Raw genomic sequence first — 17,456 nt, 5'->3', positions numbered from 1 at the left:
ATTCAAGGTGACTCCCGCGTGGGCGGGCTCTCGCCATCAGCATTGAGGTGTAGCGATTTATGCAGATTCTCGTTCGCGACAACAATGTCGACCAGGCCCTCCGCGCGCTTAAGAAGAAGCTGCAGCGTGAAGGCGTGTACCGCGAGATGAAGCTGCGCCGTCACTTTGAAAAGCCCTCGGAAAAGCGCGCCCGCGAAAAGGCCGCCGCTGTCCGCCGCGCCCGCAAGATGGAGCGCAAGCGGCTTGAGCGCGACGGCGGCAAGTAAGCTGCTGTCGGGGCAGCGCGTTCTGCCCCTAAGCCTCTTGCGATAACGCCAGGGCCGGGTGTTCCCGGGTTCTGGCCTCTTGATAAGACCATCCGGCTGGGCCAAGAGGGCGCCGTATTCGCGGCGCCCTTTCGCTTGTCTGACGCATGTCGGTCCGGCATCAGGGCATGGAATCGGAGCTCTCCCGCAGGCTCCGCAAAAGGGGAAGACATGTCGGAAATCACCCGCGTTCCGCTCCAGCCGGTCGGCAAGGGATCGCTCACCCGCATCTGGATCGGCGTGATTCTCGCGCTGCTGATCGGCGCGACGGCTGCATGGTCGACACGCTATCAGGGCCTCGTCGTCGAAACGCTCAAGGCGGGCTCGGGTCCTTCGCCGACGCTCGGTGATGTCGTGCTGGTCAACTATGCCGGCCACCTCGCCAACGGCAAGGAGTTCGACAAGGGCGAAAAAGTCGCCATGCCGGTCGAGGGCGTGATCCCCGGCTTCAGCAAAGGCCTGCAGAAGATGCAGCGCGGCGGCAAGTACAAGCTCGTGATCCCGGCTGCGATGGCCTATGGCGCGCAGGACCAGAAGAACCCCTCGACGGGTGAAGTCGTGATCCCCGCCAACAGCGACCTGACGTTCGACGTCGAACTGCTCGATTTCAAGAGCGCGGCCGAGATCGAGCAGCGCCGCCAGATGCTGCAACAGCTGCAGCAGCAGATGGGCAGCGCGCCGAAGGGCGGCGCTGAATCCGCACCGCAGCCCTGAACCAATTCCCGGCCGGTGGTCGAACCGTCGGCCCCAGTTCTAGCGAAAGACAGCCATGTCCGTAGACACCGCCACGGTGGCCAGGATCGCCTCGCTGGCCCGCATCAAGGTGACCGAAGACGAGATCGCGGCGATGGTGCCCGAGCTCAACGGTATCCTCGCGTGGGTCGAGCAGCTGGGCGAATTGAATGTGGAAGGCATCGCGCCGATGACGGCGGTGATCCCCAACAAGCAGCGCCTGCGCGATGACGTCGTGAACGCCGATCCGCTGACCGGCGGCGACGTGCGCGACAAGGTGCTCTCCAATGCGCCTGCCGGTGAACACGGCTTCTTCGGCGTGCCCAAGGTGATCGAATGATGGTTGAAGCAAGCGTTGCGCCCATGTGCTTCGACAAGCTCAGCACGAGCGGTATTCTTGTTTCAGTCCAGTTCCCGCTCATGCTGAGCTTGTCGAAGCATGCTGGCGCGGTCGTCGGGATAGAATTGGCATGACGGAGCTTACTGACCTCGGCGTCGCCGCGATCCGCGAGGGCGTGGCGAAGGGCGACTTTACCGCCGTCGAAGTGGCGGGCGCATTCAACGCTGCCGTCGCCGAAGCGCAAGACGCGCTCAATGCCTTCATCACGCTGACACCCGAGAAGGCGCTCGAAGCCGCCGCCGCCGTCGATGCAGACCGCGCGGCGGGCAAGCCGCTCGGCAAGATGGCCGGTGTGCCGATCGGCATGAAGGACCTCTTCGCGACGACCGGCACCAGGACCACCGCCGCCTCGAACATCCTCGGCAACTTCGTGCCGCCCTACGAATCCACCGTCTCGCAGAAGCTGTGGGACGCGGGCGCCGGCATGCTCGGCAAGCTCAACCTCGACCAGTTCGCGATGGGCTCCTCGAACGAGACCAGCGCGTTCGGCAACGTGATCTCGCCCTGGCGCCGTGAAGGCAGCGAAGCGCAGCTCGCTCCCGGCGGCTCCTCGGGCGGTTCCTCCGCGGCGGTTTCGGCGCGCATTGCGCCTGCTGCGACCGGCACCGACACCGGCGGTTCGATCCGCCAGCCCGCCGCCTTCACCGGCATTTCGGGCATCAAGCCGACTTATGGCCGCTGCTCACGCTGGGGCATCGTCGCCTTCGCCTCCAGCCTCGATCAGGCGGGCCCGATGGCGCGCGACGTGCGCGACTGCGCGATCATGCTGGAAGCGATGGCGGGCTTCGATCCCAAGGATTCGACCAGCCTCGACATGCCGGTGCCGGAGTGGGAAGCCAGCCTGAACGCGGACCTGCGCGGCAAGAAGGTCGGTATCCCGCGCGAATATCGCATGGACGGCATGGACGCCGACGTCGCCCGCGTGTGGGACGAAGGCATCGCCTGGCTCAAGGACGCGGGCGCCGAGATCGTCGACATCAATCTCGCGCACACCAAGTACGCGCTGCCCGCGTATTACATCATCGCGCCCGCCGAAGCCTCCTCCAACCTCGCCCGCTATGACGGCGTGCGCTATGGCCTGCGCGATCTGCCGCAGGGTGCGGGGCTGCAGGACATGTATGCCGCCACCCGCGCTGCCGGGTTCGGCGCGGAAGTGAAGCGCCGCATCATGATCGGCACCTACGTGCTCTCGGCAGGCTTCTATGATGCCTACTACACGCAGGCGCAGAAGGTCCGCACGCTGATCAGCCGCGACTTCATGGACGCATTCCAGACCGTCGACGTGATCCTCGCCCCCACCGCGCCGACCGCCGCGTTCGGCCTTGGCGAGATGGTGAGCGATCCGCTGGCGATGTACCTCAACGACGTGTTCGCCGTGCCCGCCTCGCTGGCAGGCCTTCCCGCCATGTCGGTGCCTGCGGGTCTCGACCGGCAGGGTCTGCCGCTGGGGCTCCAGCTGATCGGCCGCCCGTTCGATGAACAGGGCGTGCTCGATGCGGGTCTGGCAATCGAAGCCCGTGCCGCGTTCACTGCGCGTCCGGCGAAGTGGTGGTAAGCATGAGCGACTATCGTATTCAGGGCGCAACGGGTGAATGGGAGGTCGTGATCGGCCTTGAAGTCCATGCGCAGATCAGCACGCAGGCGAAGCTCTTTTCCGGCGCGGCGACCGCGTTCGGTGCGGAGCCCAACACGCAGGTCAGCCTCGTCGATGCGGCGATGCCGGGCATGCTGCCCGTGCCCAACATGGAATGCATCCGCCAGGCCGTGCGCACAGGCCTTGCGATCAATGCGCAGATCAACAAGTGGTCGCGTTTCGACCGCAAGAACTACTTCTACGCGGATCTGCCGCAGGGCTACCAGATCAGCCAGCTCTACCACCCCATCGTAGGTGAAGGCGCGATCGAGGTGCAGCTCGACGACAAGAATCCCGAGAGCACCAAGACCATCGGCATCGAGCGCATCCATGTCGAGCAGGACGCGGGCAAGCTGATGCACGATCAGCACCCGACGATGTCCTACGTCGACTTGAACCGCTCGGGCGTCGCGCTGATGGAAATCGTCAGCCGCCCGGACATGCGCTCGCCTGCCGAGGCGGGGGCGTATCTGTCGAAGCTGCGCACAATCCTGCGCTACGTCGGCTCTTGCGACGGCAACATGGATCAGGGCTCGATGCGCGCGGACGTCAACGTCTCGGTGCGCCGCCCGGGCGAGCCCTTCGGCACGCGCACCGAGACGAAGAACGTGAACTCCGTGCGCTTCGTGATGGCCGTGGTCGAGCAGGAAGCCAAGCGCCAGGTCGCGCTGCTCGAAGACGGCGGCAAGGTCGTGCAGGAAACCCGGCTCTACGATCCGGACCGCAACGAGACGCGTTCGATGCGCAGCAAGGAAGATGCGCACGACTACCGCTACTTCCCCGATCCGGACCTGCTGCCGGTGGAACTCGACGATGCCTTCGTCGAGGAATGCCGCGCCAGCCTGCCCGAACTGCCGGATGCCAAGCGCCACCGCTATGAAACCGCGCTGGGGCTCTCCGCCTACAACGCGGGCGTGCTGACCGCCGAGGTCGAGACCTCGCGCTGGTTCGAGGCGCTGCTCGCGGCAAGCGCGGCAAAGCAGGGCAAGCCGGAAGGTGAAGTCGCCAAGCAGGCGGCCAACTGGCTGACGTCCGAACTGTTCGGTGCGCTCAACAAGCTGGGCAAAGGCCTTGCCGAAAGCCCCGTCAGCCCGGAAGCGGGCGGCGAACTGCTGGCGCTCGTCGGCAAGGGCACGATCTCGGGCAGCGCGGCCAAGCAGGTGCTCGAGAAGATGCTCGAGACGGGCGATGCGCCGGGCGTGATCGTCGAGCGTGAGGGCCTGACGCAGACCTCGGACACCGGCGCGATCGAAGCGGCGGTCGATGCTGTGCTCGCCGCGAATGCGGACAAGGTGGCGCAGTACAAGGGCGGCAAGGAAGCCCTGTTCGGCTTCTTCGTCGGCCAGACGATGAAGGCCATGCAGGGCAAGGGCAACCCGCAGCTGGTGAACGAGGTGCTGAAGGCGAAGCTGGCCTGAGGCCGGCTTCGCCCAGCGCGCCTTACTCCGCTTTCATAACTTCCACCGGCAGGCCCAGCCCGTCGAGCTGCGGCCTGACCTTGGCCGCGTCGCCGACGACGACCCAGACAATGCGGCTGGGATCGATGATCTTGCGCGCCGCTGCGTCGAGGTCGGCGGGCGTCATCGCGCGGTAGCGGGCGGGAAGCGTGGCGTAGTAGTTGTCCGGCCGCTTGTAGGTTTCGATCTTGGCCACGCCTTCGAGGACCGCGCCCGAGGTTTCGAACGCGCCGGGCAGTTCGCGCGCGCTGCCCTGGGTGGCGAGCGCGGTCTCTTCCGGTGTGGTGCCCTTGGCACCGAGATAGCGCGTCATTTCGCCCTGCAGTTCGCGGATCGAGGGGCCGGTCTGATCGGTCTGGACGGGGGCGATGATCCGGAAGATCAACCGGTCCGCACGGTCGCTGATCGCGCTGTCGACACCGTAGGACCAGCCCTTGGTCTCGCGCAGGTTGGTGTTCATGCGGCTGAGGAAATCGCCGCCGAGCACGTCGTTGGCGGTGCGCAGGGTGACCGTGTCGTCCGTGCCCTTGGCCGCGATGACTTCGCCGCCGACGATCATCGACTGCGGCGACCCGGGCCGGTCGATGAGCACGATGCGCGGGGCAGGTGTGGGGATCGGCGAGGAGAAGTCCTTGACCGGCGGGGCCATTCGGTTCGACGGCCAATCACCGAAGCTCTTTTCGAGTAGTGGAACCACATCGGCGAGCCTGGTATCGCCCACGACATAGATCGTCGCGCGGTCGGGACGCAGCCAGCGGGCGTGGAAGGCGGCGAGATCGGCGCGGGTCAGCTTCTTCACGACATCCGCTTCGCCTGTGCCCGTCGGAGCATAACCATAGGGATGGGCCGGGCCGTAGATCGCCGGGTAGAGTGTGCGGCTGGCGAGCGAATAGGGATCGGTGCGCTCGGACTGGATCGTGCTCAGCTGCTGGGCGCGCACGCGTTCAAGCTCCGCTGGATCGAGCGCGGGGTGGCGCACGTAATCGGCGAGGAGATCGAGCGATGGTGCGAGGTTGGGCACCAGCGCGTTCAGCTCGAACGCCGTCGAATCGGGCAGGCCTACGCCGTTGATCGAGGCGCCCAGCGTTTCCTTGGCGCGGGCGAGGGCGGACGAATCGAGGCTGGTGGTGCCCTCGTTCATCAGCCGCAGCAGCAGCGACGTGGTGCCGCGCGCGTCCTTCGGATCGGCGGCATAGCCCGCATCGAACGAGACGCGCACCGAGACGACCGGCACCGCGCTGCGACGGGCGAAGACGACCTTGATGCCGTTCTTGAGGCTGGTGCGCTCGATGGCGGGGAAATCGAGCGTGGGGACGTCGCCGCCGGACGGGATCTTGCTGCGGTCGGCATCCACCGTGGTCGCCGCAGCGGCCGCGACGACCGGCGCCGGGGCAGCCGTGGGCAGTGCTGCATCGCCGCCGCGCGCTTCGCCGCCGCCGGTGCGATTGCCCGGCACGACCGTCAGCGCGAAGACCGGGCGCTTGAGCCACTTGGCCAGCGCATCGCGCACCGCGGCTGGGGTGAGCTTGGCCGCGGCTTCGAGTTCCTTGCGGTAGTTGGCCGGATCGCCCGAATAGAGCAGCCCTTCGGCGAGGGTGGCGGCCTTGCCGCCGCCGCCACCAACCGATTCGAGCGAGCGGATCTCGCTGGCGGCGAACGACGTGGCAGCGCGGGCGAGCTCGTCTGCCGTTGGACCTTCGGTCATCAGGCGGGTGAGCTCGGCATCGAGCGCTGCGCCGACCTTGGCGGGGTCCGCGCCTGGCTTCACATCGGCTTCCATGATGAACTGGCCGCCCTGCGCGAAGACATCGGCGTGGGCGGAGGCGGAGACGGCGGTCTGCGCGCCGCGCACCAGCGCATCGTCGAGCCGCGAGCTGGCGAGGCCGCCGAGGATCAGGCCGCCGACCTGCAGCGGGAGGTAGTCCGGATTGTCGAGCCCGGGGATCGCCCACATGCGGTAGACGCGGGTGGTGGCGACGCGGTCCTGCACGGTGCGAACGATGGGGGCGGGGAGCGTCGGCACCGGCACACTGACCGGCTGGACAGCTGGACCGGCAGGGATCGCGCCGAACCACTTCTCCACTTTGGCCTTGGCGGTGGCGGCGTCGATGTCGCCCGCGAGGACGAGGATCGCGTTGTTGGGGCCGTAGTGATCGCGGAACCAGCCCTTCACGTCGGCAAGGCTGGCACTGTCGAGGTCTGCCATAGAGCCGATCGTGGTGTGGTGATAGGGATGTCCGGCGGGGTAGAGCGTCTCGAACTCTTCATATTCGATCAGGCCGAAGGGCGCGTTGTCACTCTGCCGCTTCTCGTTCTGGACGACGCCGCGCTGGTTATCGAGCTTCTCCTGCGTCACCGCGCCGAGCAGGTGGCCCATACGGTCGCTCTCGAGCATCAGCGCGCGGTCGAGCGCGGCGGTCGGTACCGTCTCGTAGTAGTTGGTGCGGTCGAACCAGGTCGTGCCGTTGGCATCGGTCGCACCGACTTCCTTGAGCGGGGTGAAGAAGTCTTCCGGCGCGTTTTCCGAGCCGTTGAACATCAGGTGCTCGAAGAGGTGGGCGAACCCGGTCTTGCCGCGCGGTTCGTTCTTGGAGCCGACCTTGTACCACACCGAGATCGCGACCACGGGCGCCTTGCGATCGGTGTGGACGAGGACAGTGAGGCCGTTGGGCAGGGTGAAGCGCTCGTAGGGGATGTCGACCGCCTTGACGAGATCGGCGACCGGCGCGGCCTTGAGCGCAGCAGAAGAGATTTGGGGTGCGGCCGGATCGGCGGCGAGCGCGGGCGCGGCGGCAAGGAGGACGGGAAGCGCGAGGAGGGAGGCCATCAACGAACGGGGCATGGTGATCCTGCGGCTGGGGCGGACCACTGGTCGGCGGTCGCGCTGGAAGGGATGCGTGCTCTGTTCCAGAGCATGGCGTGGCTGAACAGAAGCAAAATCGATTCGCGAGCCGCTTGGCCCATTCGGGGTGGGGGTTGACACGGTTGACACAGTCCTGAGGAATAACTCGGTTCGATCAGTGAGGGCGTTTTGATCGACTGAGACGATCATCTGGTTTGGCAAGGAGGCGCGGCCAAAAGTCATCAACTTGGCCATAGCGGGTTTGCTCTCTGTAGGACAGCGAGCGCCCGACGAACGTCGCTGCGGCACCGACCGAGAACCTGTGCGTTGAGGGGCTGGGGCAAGACATGGTTGCCGAACCTGCGGGATGGACGCCCGAAGAGCTTCGACGAACGGCTGCGGAATTTTGATCCATGTCCTTGTGTGGCCGAAATGACACACTACCTTCGGGGCATCAGGAGGAAGTCTTACCCATGAACCTCGAGAAATTCACCGACCGCGCCAAGGGCTTCCTGCAGGCGGCGCAAACCGTTGCCATCCGCATGAGCCACCAGCGGATCGCGCCCGAACACGTGCTGAAGGCCTTGCTGGAGGACAGCGAGGGCATGGCATCCGGGCTGATCCAGCGCGCTGGTGGCACGGCTTCCATCGCGCTTGCGGAGACCGACAAGGCGCTGGCCAAGATCCCGGCGGTATCGGGCGGCGGGGCGCAGCAGACGCCCGGCCTCGACAACGATGCCGTGCGCGTGCTCGACGCGGCGGAGCAGATCGCGGCCAAGAGCGGCGATGCCTATGTGACCGTGGAGCGCATGCTCGTCGCGCTGACCTTGGCAACCACCACCGCGGCGGGACAGGCGCTCAAGACCGCGAACGTGACGGCGCAGGCACTCGAAGCGGCGATCACCGCGCTGCGCGGCGGCCGCACGGCAGACAGCGCCGGGGCGGAGAACGCCTATGACGCGATGAAGAAGTATGCCCGCGACCTCACCGAAGCAGCGCGCGAGGGCAAGCTCGACCCCGTGATCGGGCGCGACGAGGAAATCCGCCGCACGATCCAGATCCTGGCGCGGCGCACCAAGAACAACCCGGCGCTGATCGGCGAACCGGGCGTGGGCAAGACCGCGATTGCGGAAGGCCTCGCGCTGCGCATCGCCAATGGCGACGTGCCCGACAGCCTCAAGGACCGCCGCCTGATGGCGCTCGACATGGGCAGCCTGATCGCGGGCGCGAAGTATCGCGGCGAGTTCGAGGAGCGGCTCAAGGCCGTGCTCGACGAAGTGAAGGGCGCGGAAGGCGAGATCATCCTGTTCATCGACGAGATGCACACGCTGATCGGCGCGGGTAAATCGGAAGGCGCGATGGATGCGGGCAACCTGCTGAAGCCGGCGCTGGCGCGCGGCGAACTGCACTGCATCGGGGCGACCACGCTCGATGAGTACCAGAAGTATGTCGAGAAGGACCCCGCGCTGCAGCGGCGGTTCCAGCCGGTGTTCGTGGGCGAGCCGACGGTGGAGGACACGATCTCGATCCTGCGCGGGCTGAAGGAGAAGTACGAGCTGCACCACGGCGTGCGGATCACCGACGGCGCGATTGTGGCGGCGGCGACGCTCAGCAACCGCTACATTGCGGACCGCTTCCTGCCCGACAAGGCGATCGACCTCATGGACGAGGCGGCCAGCCGTCTGCGCATGGAAGTGGAAAGCAAGCCCGAGGAGATCGAGAACCTCGACCGGCGGATCATCCAGCTCAAGATCGAGGAAATGGCGCTCGCCAAGGAAAGCGACACGGCCTCGAAGGACCGGCTGGCGGCGCTGCGCGAGGAGCTGGCGAACCTCGAGCAGCAGTCGAGCGAGCTCACCACCCGCTGGCAGAACGAGCGCGACAAGATCGCCGCCGAGGGCAAGATCAAGGAAGCGCTCGATGCGGCGCGGATCGAGCTCGAGCAGGCGCAGCGGCAGGGCGATCTCGGCAAGGCGGGCGAGCTTGCCTATGGCCGGATTCCCGAGCTGGAGAAGCAGCTCGCCGAAGCGCAGGGCATGGCGGAGAACGCCTTGCTGCGCGAGGAAGTGACCGCGGACGACATCGCCGGGGTGGTCAGCCGCTGGACCGGGGTGCCGGTCGAGCGGATGCTGCAGGGTGAGCGCGAGAAGCTGCTCAAGATGGAAGAGACCATCGGCAAGCGGGTGATCGGGCAGCGCGATGCGGTGGTCGCGGTTTCCAAGGCGGTGCGCCGCGCGCGGGCGGGCCTGCAGGACCCGAACCGGCCGCTGGGCTCGTTTCTGTTCCTCGGCCCCACGGGCGTCGGCAAGACCGAACTGACCAAGGCGCTCGCGGGCTTCCTGTTCGACGACGACAACGCAATGGTGCGCATCGACATGTCGGAGTTCATGGAGAAGCACTCCGTGAGCCGCCTGATCGGCGCGCCTCCGGGCTATGTCGGCTATGACGAAGGCGGCGTGCTGACCGAGGCGGTGCGGCGGCGGCCCTATCAGGTCGTGCTGTTCGACGAGGTGGAGAAGGCGCACCAGGACGTGTTCAACGTGCTGCTGCAGGTTCTCGACGATGGGCGCCTGACCGACGGGCAGGGCCGCGTGGTGGACTTCACCAACACGCTGATCGTGCTGACCTCGAATCTGGGCAGCCAGTATCTGGCGAACCTCGAGGAAGGGCAGGACGTTTCCAGCGTCGAGCCGCAGGTGATGGACGTGGTGCGGGCGCACTTCCGGCCCGAGTTCCTCAACCGGCTCGACGAGATCATCCTGTTCCACCGCCTTGGCCACGAGCACATGGCGCCGATCGTCGACCTGCAGGTGGCGCGGGTGCAGGCGCTGCTGAAGGATCGCAAGATCGTGATCGACCTCACCGAAGCGGCGAAGCGCTGGCTGGGCCGGGTGGGCTACGATCCGGTCTATGGCGCAAGGCCGCTGAAGCGCGCGGTGCAGCGCCATGTGCAGGATCCGCTGGCCGAACGCCTTCTGGGGGGCGAGATCCCCGATGGCAGCACGGTGCGGATCGACGAAGGCGACGGGGCGCTGACGTTTTCGGTCGCCTGAGCCGGGATGCCCCCTCCCCGGCGGGGAGGGGTTGGGGGAGGGGGTACGGCGCTTGCGGTTCGAGCGCTTGTTACCCCCACCCGGCCTCCCCCGAGCGGGGGAGGGGCAGGTCAGCTTGCGGTGCAGGCGCAGCTCTCGCCCGCCGGCACAGCCCGGCCGCAGCTTTTGCATAGCACATGCTCGCCCTCGGCCAGCCCATGGCCGAGGGCGACGCGTTCGTCGAACACGAAGCATTCGCCCTGCCAGAGGCTCTGCTCGGCGGGCACCTCTTCCAGATAGCGCAGGATGCCGCCCTTGAGGTGATAGACCTCTTCGACGCCCTCGGCCTTGAGGAAGGCGGTCGATTTCTCGCAGCGGATGCCGCCGGTGCAGAACATGGCGACTTTGGGCTGCTTGCCCTTGCCTAGGAGTCGTTCGCGTTCGGCGCGGAACCAGGCGGGGAACTCGCGGAAGGAGCGGGTCTCGGGATTGATCGCGCCCGCAAAGGTGCCGACGGCGACTTCGTAGTCGTTGCGCGTATCGATCACGATGGTCTCGGGATCGCTGATAAGCGCGTTCCAGTCGTGCGGGGCGACGTATGTGCCGACGCTCGCCAGCGGGTCGATGTCGGGCAGCCCCATCGTGACGATCTCCCGCTTCAGGCGGACCTTGAGGCGGCCGAAGGGCATTTCGCTGGCGGCGGAATACTTCACGTCAGGGTCCGCGCAGCCGGGAAGGGCGCGGATGTGGGCGATGATGGCCGCGATCCCCTCGGTGGTGCCGGCGATGGTGCCGTTAATGCCTTCGCGGGCGAGGATGAGCGTGCCCCTGATGCCTTGCGCTTCCGCGAGTTCGAGGAGCGGCGCGCGCAGGGCGGCCGGGTCCGCGAAGCGAGCGAAGCGGTAGAGGGCGGCTACGGTGAGCGGGGCAGGCATTGCGGCGCGGTAACCGATGAGCCACGCCGGGCAAAGGGGGCATGCCTAAGGGCCCTTGCGGTCCAGTTCCTCGTTGAGTCGCAGCGAGGCGCGCCAGAAGAAGAAGGCGGGGACAAAGCCGATGAGAGCAGCTCCATAGAGCACCCAGCGCACGCTTTCGTCACCGGCAACCGGCTTGATCCAGTCCGACAGCATGCCGAAGAAGAGCGGACCGAGGCCGAGCCCGATGAGGTTCTGGCTGAAAAGCAGGACCGCGCTGGCCATGGCGCGGGCTTCGGGTTTCACGAGGCCTTGTGCGCTCGAAAAGCAGGGGCCGTAGTAGAGCGAATTGAGCAGGGTGGGGATCATCAGCAGCGCGAGCGCCCAGCGCCAGTCAGTCATGACATAGGAAGCGATGGCGAGCGGGACGGCGAGGGCGAAGCCGACGGCGGGGGCGGTCAGCACGTGCTGGCGATTGACCTTGCCGTAGCGGTCCGCCAGCCAGCCACCGGCGAAGGTGCCGACGATCGCGGCCACACCGCCCCAGATGCCGAACCAGAAGCCGGTTTCGCCTGCGCTGAGGCCATGGGTGCGCTGGAAGAAAATCGTCGTCCAGGTGGCCTTGCCATAGCTGAGGAAGGCGGCCGCCGATCCCGCTGCGACGAGCAGGACATAGGCGCGCGAGCTGAGGATTTCGCGCAGGGCTTCGCGGTTGGACAAGGTGCGGGGTTGTACCGCGGTGGCGGCGCCGAGGGCGGCCGCGCGGCGTGGATCGCGGATCAGCAGCATGACTGCGCCAGCGAGCAGGATGCCGGGCAGGCCCACGACGACGAACGCCGCGCGCCAGCCATAACTATCGGCAAGGAGCCCGCCGATCAGCATGCCCAGCAGCGTGCCGATCGGGATGCCCAGCGCATAGATGGCAAGGGCCGAGGCGCGCTTTTCCGGCGGGGCGAGATCGGCGATCAGCGAATGGGCTGCGGGCGAGCAGCCCGCCTCACCGACGCCGACGCCGATGCGCGCGAGCAGCAATTGCACGAAATTCTGCGCCTGCCCGCAGAGCGCGGTCATGCCCGACCAGATGACGAGCGCGCCGGCAATCAGGCCGACCCGGTTGGTCGATGGCCGATCCGCATAGCGCGCGATGGGAATGCCAAGGAAGGTGTAGAACGCGGCGAACGCGATGCCGGTCATCAGGCCGATCTGCGTGTCGGAGAGGCCGAGATCGCTGCGGATCGGTTCGGCGAGGATATTGACGATCTGGCGATCGAGGAAATTGAAGATGTAGACAACGAGCAGGACCGCGAGGACGAGGTGCAGCGACAGAGGCTTTGGTGCAAGCGCGGCCGGTTCGTTCATCCTCGTCCTTTCGCGGGTCTGGTGCCCGCCGACATTACCCCTCCGTCAGCCCTTCGGGCTGCCACCTCCCCATTTGCGCTCCGCGAAAATGGGGAGGATCTCAGGCCCCTGCCTTCAGCGCATACTCCCACGCTGTATCCGCCAGCGGGCCGACGCGGTCGGACATGGCCTTGGCGTGGGCGCTGCTGGCGGTGCCGTCGAGGTAGCGCTTCTTGATGCCCTGGATGATGCCGGCGAGGCGGAAGTAGTTGTAGGCGAGGTACCAGTCCATGCCGGGGAGGCCGTCGCGCCCCGTCTTCTCGCAGTAGCGCGCGACGACTTCGTCGAGCTCCGGAATGCCGAGCGCGGCGCGGTCGAGGTCGGCGACGCCCGAGCGGCCGCCGTTGTCGGTGGACCAGGCCATGCAGAAGTAGGTGAAATCGGCGAGGGGATCCCCCAGGGTCGAAAGTTCCCAGTCGAGCACGGCGAGCGGCTTGGGCTCGCCATGGGCAAAGATCATGTTGTCGATGCGGTAGTCGCCGTGGACGACGCTGGTGCGGGTCTGTTCGGGCAGGGTGCGCGGGAGCCACTCGATGAGGCGCTCCATCGGCTCCATGCGTTCGGTTTCGGAGAGGCGGTACTGCTTGGTCCAGCGATCGACCTGGCGGCCGAAGTAGTTGCCGGGCTTGCCGAAATCGGAAAGGCCCACGGCCTCCACATCCACGCTGTGGAGCGCGGCGAGGGTATCGACCATCGCGAAATACGTGGCGCTGCGTTCCTCGCGGCTCGCGCCGGGCATCGCACCGTCCCAGATCGTGCGGCCATCGACGCAGCCCATGACATAGAACCACGAGCCGACGACATCGTCATCGGTGCACAGGCCATATTGCGGAGCGACCGGAAAGCCGGTGGGGGCGAGCGCGGCCTGCACCTTGTATTCGCGGTCCACCGCGTGCGCGCTGGGGAGCAGCTTGCCGAAGGGCTTGCGGCGCAGGACATAGGGGCCAGACGGCGCATCGATCCGGTATGTGGGATTCGACTGGCCGCCCTTGAACTTGGAAACGGTGAGCGGGCCTATGAAGCCCGCGACATTGGCTTCGAACCAAGCGGTGAGCTTCGCTTCGTCGAGCTTGTCCGCGCCTTCGGGGGCTACGGTGCCGGTGAAGGCGGCCTGGGCGTCGATAGCTTCGGTCATTGGTCTTTCCCGTTGGTGAGGCCGCGTCCTGGCGCAGCCTGCTCCCCTTTACCCCGGTTGTGTCCCGGGGTTTCCTGTTGATTGGACTAGTCGAACACGATCACCGAGCGGGCCGAGTGGCCGGCCTTCATCTTCTCGAAGCCTTCGTTGATGCCTTCGAGCGGGATGCGCTCGGCGATGATGGTGTCGAGATCGAGCAGGCCGCGCATGTAGAAATCGACGAGGCGGGGGAGATCGACCGGGAAGTGGTTCATCCCCATGATCGCGCCCTGCAGCTTCTTGCCCGAGAGCAGATCGAAGGCGGAGAGGCCGACCTTGTGCTGGAGCGGCATCATGCCGAGGATCGTGGCGGTGCCGCCGCGGCGGAGCGAGGCGACCGCGAGATCACCCGAGGCGGGGCGGCCGACGGCTTCGACCGCGTGATCGACGCCGCCCTTGGTCAACTCGACGATCTGCTTGGCGGCATCGGGATCGAGCGCATCGACGACATCGGTGGCGCCGAGCTTGATCGCGAGTTCGCGCTTCTCCGGCATCGGATCGGCGGCGATGATCCGGCCGGCGCCGGCGATCTTGGCCGCGTTGATGGTCGCGAGGCCGACGCCGCCGCAGCCGATCACTGCGACGGTTTCACCCGGCGTGACCTTGCAGGCGTTGAAGATCGTGCCCGCGCCGGTGGTGACGGCGCAGCCGATGACGGCGGCGCGGTCGAGCGGCATTTCGGGGTTGATCGCGACGCAGGCGTGTTCGTGGATCAGCATCATTTCGGCAAAGGCCGAGAGATTGAGCATCTGGTTGACGACGCCGCCGTCGCTGCTGCGGGTGAGCCGCGGGGCCTCGCCGGGGCGGCGGCGGGTGTCGCCGCCGAGGCAGAGGGCCATGCGGCCGGTGACGCAGAATTCGCAGTGGCCGCAGAAGGCCGAGAGGCAGGTGACGACGGCATCGCCCTTCTTCACCGTGCGCACTTCGCTGCCGACTTCCTCGACAATGCCCGCCGCCTCGTGTCCGCCGACGCAGGGCATCGGGTGCGGATAGGTGCCTTCGATGAAGTGCAGGTCCGAATGGCACAGGCCGCAGGCGGCGGTGCGGATCAGCACTTCATGCGGGCCGGGCTTCGACACGGTGAGCTGATCGATGACGAGCGGCTGGCCGGCGGCTTCGAGGATGGCGGCTTTCATGGGGGCTACCTTGCACAGTTCCCCTCCCGCCTGCGGGAGGGGTTAGGGGAGGGTGTGTTGGGGGCGAGCGCGAACATGCCCTCCCCCGGCCCCTCCCGCAAGCGGGAGGGGAGATTTCTGGCCTTACCGCGAGATCGCCATGTCGCCCGAGCTGAAGCCCGGATCGCTCGGCAGATCGGTGTGGCGCGCATATTCGATGCGGGCGACGGCGCGGGCGTGGACTTCGTCCGGACCGTCCGCGAGGCGCAGCGTGCGCTGGTGTGCATAGGCTTCGGCGAGGCCGAAGTCTTCGGAGACGCCGCCGCCGCCGTGGGCCTGGATCGCATCGTCGATGATGCGCAGCGCCATGTTGGGGGCCTGCACCTTGATCATCGCGATTTCGAGCGCGGCGGCCTTGTTGCCGACCTTGTCCATCATGTCCGCCGCCTTCAGGCAGAGCAGGCGGGTCATCTCGATATCGATGCGGGCACGCGCGATGCGTTCTTCCCACACCGAATGCTCGGAAATCCGCTTGCCGAACGCGATGCGCGACTGGAGGCGGCGGGCCATCTTGGCGAGCGCTTCCTCCGCGACGCCGATGGTGCGCATGCAGTGGTGGATGCGGCCCGGCCCGAGGCGGCCTTGCGCGATCTCGAACCCGCGCCCTTCGCCGAGAACGACGTTGGAGACGGGGACGCGGACGTTCTCGAGCACGACTTCCATGTGGCCATGCGGCGCATCATCGTAGCCGAACACCGGAAGGTGGCGGATGATGTTCACCCCCGGCGCGTCCATCGGAACAAGCACCTGCGATTGCTGCTGGTGGCGCTTGGCGCTGGTGTCGGTCTTGCCCATGACGATGGCGATCTTGCAGCGCGGATCGCCGAGGCCCGAAGACCACCACTTGCGGCCGTTGATGACGTATTCATCGCCTTCGCGGACCATGCGGGTTTCGATGTTGGTCGCGTCCGACGAGGCGACCAGCGGCTCGGTCATCAGGAAGGCGGAGCGGATCTCGCCGTTCATCAGCGGGCGCAGCCAGCGCTCCTTCTGCTCGAGCGTGCCGTAGCGGTGGAACACTTCCATGTTGCCGGTATCGGGCGCGGAGCAATTGAACACTTCGCTGGCCCACGAAATGCGGCCCATCTCTTCGGCGCAGAGCGCATATTCGAGGTTGGTGAGGCCGGGGCCTTCAAACTCGAACGTGTCTTCGACATGGTGATGCCCGGCGTTGCGCGGGGGCATGAACAGGTTCCAGATGCCGGCGGCCTTGGCCTTGGCCTTCTCTTCCTCGACCACCTGCAGCACCTTCCAGCGGCCACCGCTGGCCTGCTCGGCCTTGTAGTCCTTGTGGCGCGGGCGGACGTTGGTCTCGATGAAATCGCGCACGCGGTTGCGCCAGTAGACCTGCCGTTCGGTCGGTTCGAAATCCATGTTTGCTCTCCTGCGGTGCGCCGGGCGGCACCGTTCTTGTCTCTTGATTTAATCTGTCGGTTAAACCTTGCGCCAGATCAAGCGCAGAAAGTTCAGGCCTGTGCTTCGGCTGCCGCTTTCATCTGGCGGAGCGCTTCGAACAGGTCAGGCACTTCGGGATCCCACGAATGGCGCGGGCCGATGGTGAGGCCGCCGTCGACGATGATCGAGGTGCCGTTCACGAAGCTTGCCGCCTCGCTGCACAGGTACGCCACGGCTTCGGCAATGTCGCTCGGCTGGCCGCCGCGCGCGACGGGCTGGGCGGCCTGGCTCATCATCGCGATGGCGCCCTTGGCCTGCGCTTCGAGTTCGGCGGGAACTTCGAGCGAGGTGGTGAAGATGTTGGTGTTGATGAAGCCGGGCTGGACGGCGTTCACGCGGATCTGGTGACGGGCAAGGTCGGCGGCGCTGGTCTTGGTGAGGTGGAGGACGCCTGCCTTGGCGACAGCATAGGCATTGGGCGAGTAGCCCGGGCCGACGGCGGCGACCGAGGAGGTGTTGACGATGGCGGCGCCCCCTGTTCGTGTAGATGGGCGGCCGATCATGTGCGGCACGGCGTAGCGGATGCCGAAGGCGACCGAGCGGAGCAGGAGGTGCATCGTGCGGTCCCAGCCCTCGGGCTCGATCTCGTCGATCTTGGCCATGTCGCCGCCTGCGCCGGCATTGTTGAAGACGGCGTCGATCCCGCCGGTCTCGGCTGCGGCGCGGTCCATCAGCGCCTTGATGTCCTCGGTCACGCAGACGTCGCAGCGCACGGTGTGGACTTCGCCGTTGGATTCGGCAGCGGTCTGCGCGAGGCCGGCCTCGTCGATATCGGCGGCGTAGACCTTGGCGCCCTCGGCAGCGAACAGGAGTGCGGTGGCGCGGCCAATGCCGGAAGCGGCGCCGGTGACGACGACGGTCTTGTTGTGGAATCGCATGGGAACCTCTCCATCTGCTTATGATTTTGGCGCGAGCTTAGGCTCAAGCGGCTCTTCGTCA

General features: G+C 66.7%; 13 protein-coding genes. 6 read left to right on the top strand and 7 right to left on the bottom strand.

Annotated elements, in window-relative coordinates; translation table 11 throughout:
• Positions 1 to 59 precede the first annotated feature (59 nt).
• The 5 genes from rpsU (at position 60) to gatB (ending at position 4,488) form a co-directional block, all read left to right on the top strand.
• Positions 60 to 266 carry a 30S ribosomal protein S21 gene (rpsU, locus tag NDB2M1_RS04690; RefSeq protein ID WP_054121618.1) on the top strand — a complete coding sequence of 69 codons (207 nt, stop codon included), beginning with the start codon at positions 60 to 62 and terminating at the stop codon, positions 264 to 266.
• Positions 267 to 476: 210 nt separating this feature from the next.
• Positions 477 to 1,019, top strand: coding sequence for an FKBP-type peptidyl-prolyl cis-trans isomerase (locus NDB2M1_RS04685; protein ID WP_054121617.1), 543 nt, complete (start codon positions 477 to 479; stop codon positions 1,017 to 1,019).
• 55 nt (positions 1,020 to 1,074) lie between these two features.
• Positions 1,075 to 1,377, top strand: coding sequence for an Asp-tRNA(Asn)/Glu-tRNA(Gln) amidotransferase subunit GatC (gene gatC, locus NDB2M1_RS04680; RefSeq protein WP_072379919.1), 303 nt, complete (start codon positions 1,075 to 1,077; stop codon positions 1,375 to 1,377).
• A gap of 130 nt (positions 1,378 to 1,507) precedes the next feature.
• The gene (gene gatA, locus NDB2M1_RS04675; RefSeq protein ID WP_072379917.1) at positions 1,508 to 2,992 is read left to right on the top strand and encodes an Asp-tRNA(Asn)/Glu-tRNA(Gln) amidotransferase subunit GatA; all 1,485 of its coding nucleotides are present in this window, start codon (positions 1,508 to 1,510) and stop codon (positions 2,990 to 2,992) included.
• A gap of 2 nt (positions 2,993 to 2,994) precedes the next feature.
• On the top strand, positions 2,995 to 4,488 hold the full coding sequence (gatB, locus tag NDB2M1_RS04670) for an Asp-tRNA(Asn)/Glu-tRNA(Gln) amidotransferase subunit GatB (protein WP_072379915.1): 1,494 nt from the start codon (positions 2,995 to 2,997) through the stop codon (positions 4,486 to 4,488).
• 22 nt (positions 4,489 to 4,510) lie between these two features.
• Here the strand turns inward: gatB and NDB2M1_RS04665 are convergent, their stop codons facing one another.
• Positions 4,511 to 7,354, bottom strand: coding sequence for a M16 family metallopeptidase (locus NDB2M1_RS04665; protein ID WP_253185760.1), 2,844 nt, complete (start codon positions 7,352 to 7,354; stop codon positions 4,511 to 4,513).
• 488 nt (positions 7,355 to 7,842) lie between these two features.
• On the opposite strand from NDB2M1_RS04665, the gene clpB reads away from it, so the two are divergent.
• Positions 7,843 to 10,422, top strand: coding sequence for an ATP-dependent chaperone ClpB (gene clpB / locus NDB2M1_RS04660; protein ID WP_072379912.1), 2,580 nt, complete (start codon positions 7,843 to 7,845; stop codon positions 10,420 to 10,422).
• Positions 10,423 to 10,532: 110 nt separating this feature from the next.
• Here the strand turns inward: clpB and NDB2M1_RS04655 are convergent, their stop codons facing one another.
• From NDB2M1_RS04655 to NDB2M1_RS04625, 6 genes are all read right to left on the bottom strand, one after another.
• The gene (locus tag NDB2M1_RS04655; protein WP_072379910.1) at positions 10,533 to 11,336 is read right to left on the bottom strand and encodes an oxygen-dependent tRNA uridine(34) hydroxylase TrhO; all 804 of its coding nucleotides are present in this window, start codon (positions 11,334 to 11,336) and stop codon (positions 10,533 to 10,535) included.
• A gap of 45 nt (positions 11,337 to 11,381) precedes the next feature.
• Positions 11,382 to 12,674 (bottom strand): spinster family MFS transporter, encoded by a 1,293-nt coding sequence (locus NDB2M1_RS04650; RefSeq protein WP_072379908.1) that lies wholly within the window; start codon positions 12,672 to 12,674, stop codon positions 11,382 to 11,384.
• Between the two features lie 100 nt (positions 12,675 to 12,774).
• Positions 12,775 to 13,848: a phosphotransferase family protein gene (locus NDB2M1_RS04645; protein ID WP_072379906.1), complete on the bottom strand. Its 1,074-nt coding sequence runs from the start codon at positions 13,846 to 13,848 to the stop codon at positions 12,775 to 12,777.
• Between the two features lie 86 nt (positions 13,849 to 13,934).
• On the bottom strand, positions 13,935 to 15,023 hold the full coding sequence (locus tag NDB2M1_RS04640; RefSeq protein WP_072379904.1) for a Zn-dependent alcohol dehydrogenase: 1,089 nt from the start codon (positions 15,021 to 15,023) through the stop codon (positions 13,935 to 13,937).
• A 123-nt stretch (positions 15,024 to 15,146) separates the two neighbouring features.
• Positions 15,147 to 16,436, bottom strand: coding sequence for an acyl-CoA dehydrogenase family protein (locus tag NDB2M1_RS04630; RefSeq protein ID WP_072379900.1), 1,290 nt, complete (start codon positions 16,434 to 16,436; stop codon positions 15,147 to 15,149).
• 92 nt (positions 16,437 to 16,528) lie between these two features.
• Complete coding sequence (locus NDB2M1_RS04625) at positions 16,529 to 17,395, bottom strand: SDR family NAD(P)-dependent oxidoreductase (protein ID WP_072379898.1); 867 nt, start codon at positions 17,393 to 17,395, stop codon at positions 16,529 to 16,531.
• Positions 17,396 to 17,456: the final 61 nt, after the last annotated feature.

The organism is Novosphingobium sp. NDB2Meth1 (assembly GCF_900117425.1).
GTDB lineage: Bacteria > Pseudomonadota > Alphaproteobacteria > Sphingomonadales > Sphingomonadaceae > Novosphingobium.
The sequence above is the reverse complement of the archived record's forward strand: the minus strand, read 5'-3'. Positions and strand labels throughout refer to the sequence as shown.

What these genes read in the sequence shown, in the direction of transcription:
- rpsU (WP_054121618.1), top strand. Translation starts at nt 60, where the DNA reads ATGCAGATTCTCGTTCGCGACAACAATGTCGACCAGGCCCTCCGCGCG.
- NDB2M1_RS04685 (WP_054121617.1), top strand. Translation starts at nt 477, where the DNA reads ATGTCGGAAATCACCCGCGTTCCGCTCCAGCCGGTCGGCAAGGGATCG.
- gatC (WP_072379919.1), top strand. Translation starts at nt 1,075, where the DNA reads ATGTCCGTAGACACCGCCACGGTGGCCAGGATCGCCTCGCTGGCCCGC.
- gatA (WP_072379917.1), top strand. Translation starts at nt 1,508, where the DNA reads ATGACGGAGCTTACTGACCTCGGCGTCGCCGCGATCCGCGAGGGCGTG.
- gatB (WP_072379915.1), top strand. Translation starts at nt 2,995, where the DNA reads ATGAGCGACTATCGTATTCAGGGCGCAACGGGTGAATGGGAGGTCGTG.
- NDB2M1_RS04665 (WP_253185760.1), bottom strand. Translation starts at nt 7,354, where the DNA reads ATGGCCTCCCTCCTCGCGCTTCCCGTCCTCCTTGCCGCCGCGCCCGCG.
- clpB (WP_072379912.1), top strand. Translation starts at nt 7,843, where the DNA reads ATGAACCTCGAGAAATTCACCGACCGCGCCAAGGGCTTCCTGCAGGCG.
- NDB2M1_RS04655 (WP_072379910.1), bottom strand. Translation starts at nt 11,336, where the DNA reads ATGCCTGCCCCGCTCACCGTAGCCGCCCTCTACCGCTTCGCTCGCTTC.
- NDB2M1_RS04650 (WP_072379908.1), bottom strand. Translation starts at nt 12,674, where the DNA reads ATGAACGAACCGGCCGCGCTTGCACCAAAGCCTCTGTCGCTGCACCTC.
- NDB2M1_RS04645 (WP_072379906.1), bottom strand. Translation starts at nt 13,848, where the DNA reads ATGACCGAAGCTATCGACGCCCAGGCCGCCTTCACCGGCACCGTAGCC.
- NDB2M1_RS04640 (WP_072379904.1), bottom strand. Translation starts at nt 15,023, where the DNA reads ATGAAAGCCGCCATCCTCGAAGCCGCCGGCCAGCCGCTCGTCATCGAT.
- NDB2M1_RS04630 (WP_072379900.1), bottom strand. Translation starts at nt 16,436, where the DNA reads ATGGATTTCGAACCGACCGAACGGCAGGTCTACTGGCGCAACCGCGTG.
- NDB2M1_RS04625 (WP_072379898.1), bottom strand. Translation starts at nt 17,395, where the DNA reads ATGCGATTCCACAACAAGACCGTCGTCGTCACCGGCGCCGCTTCCGGC.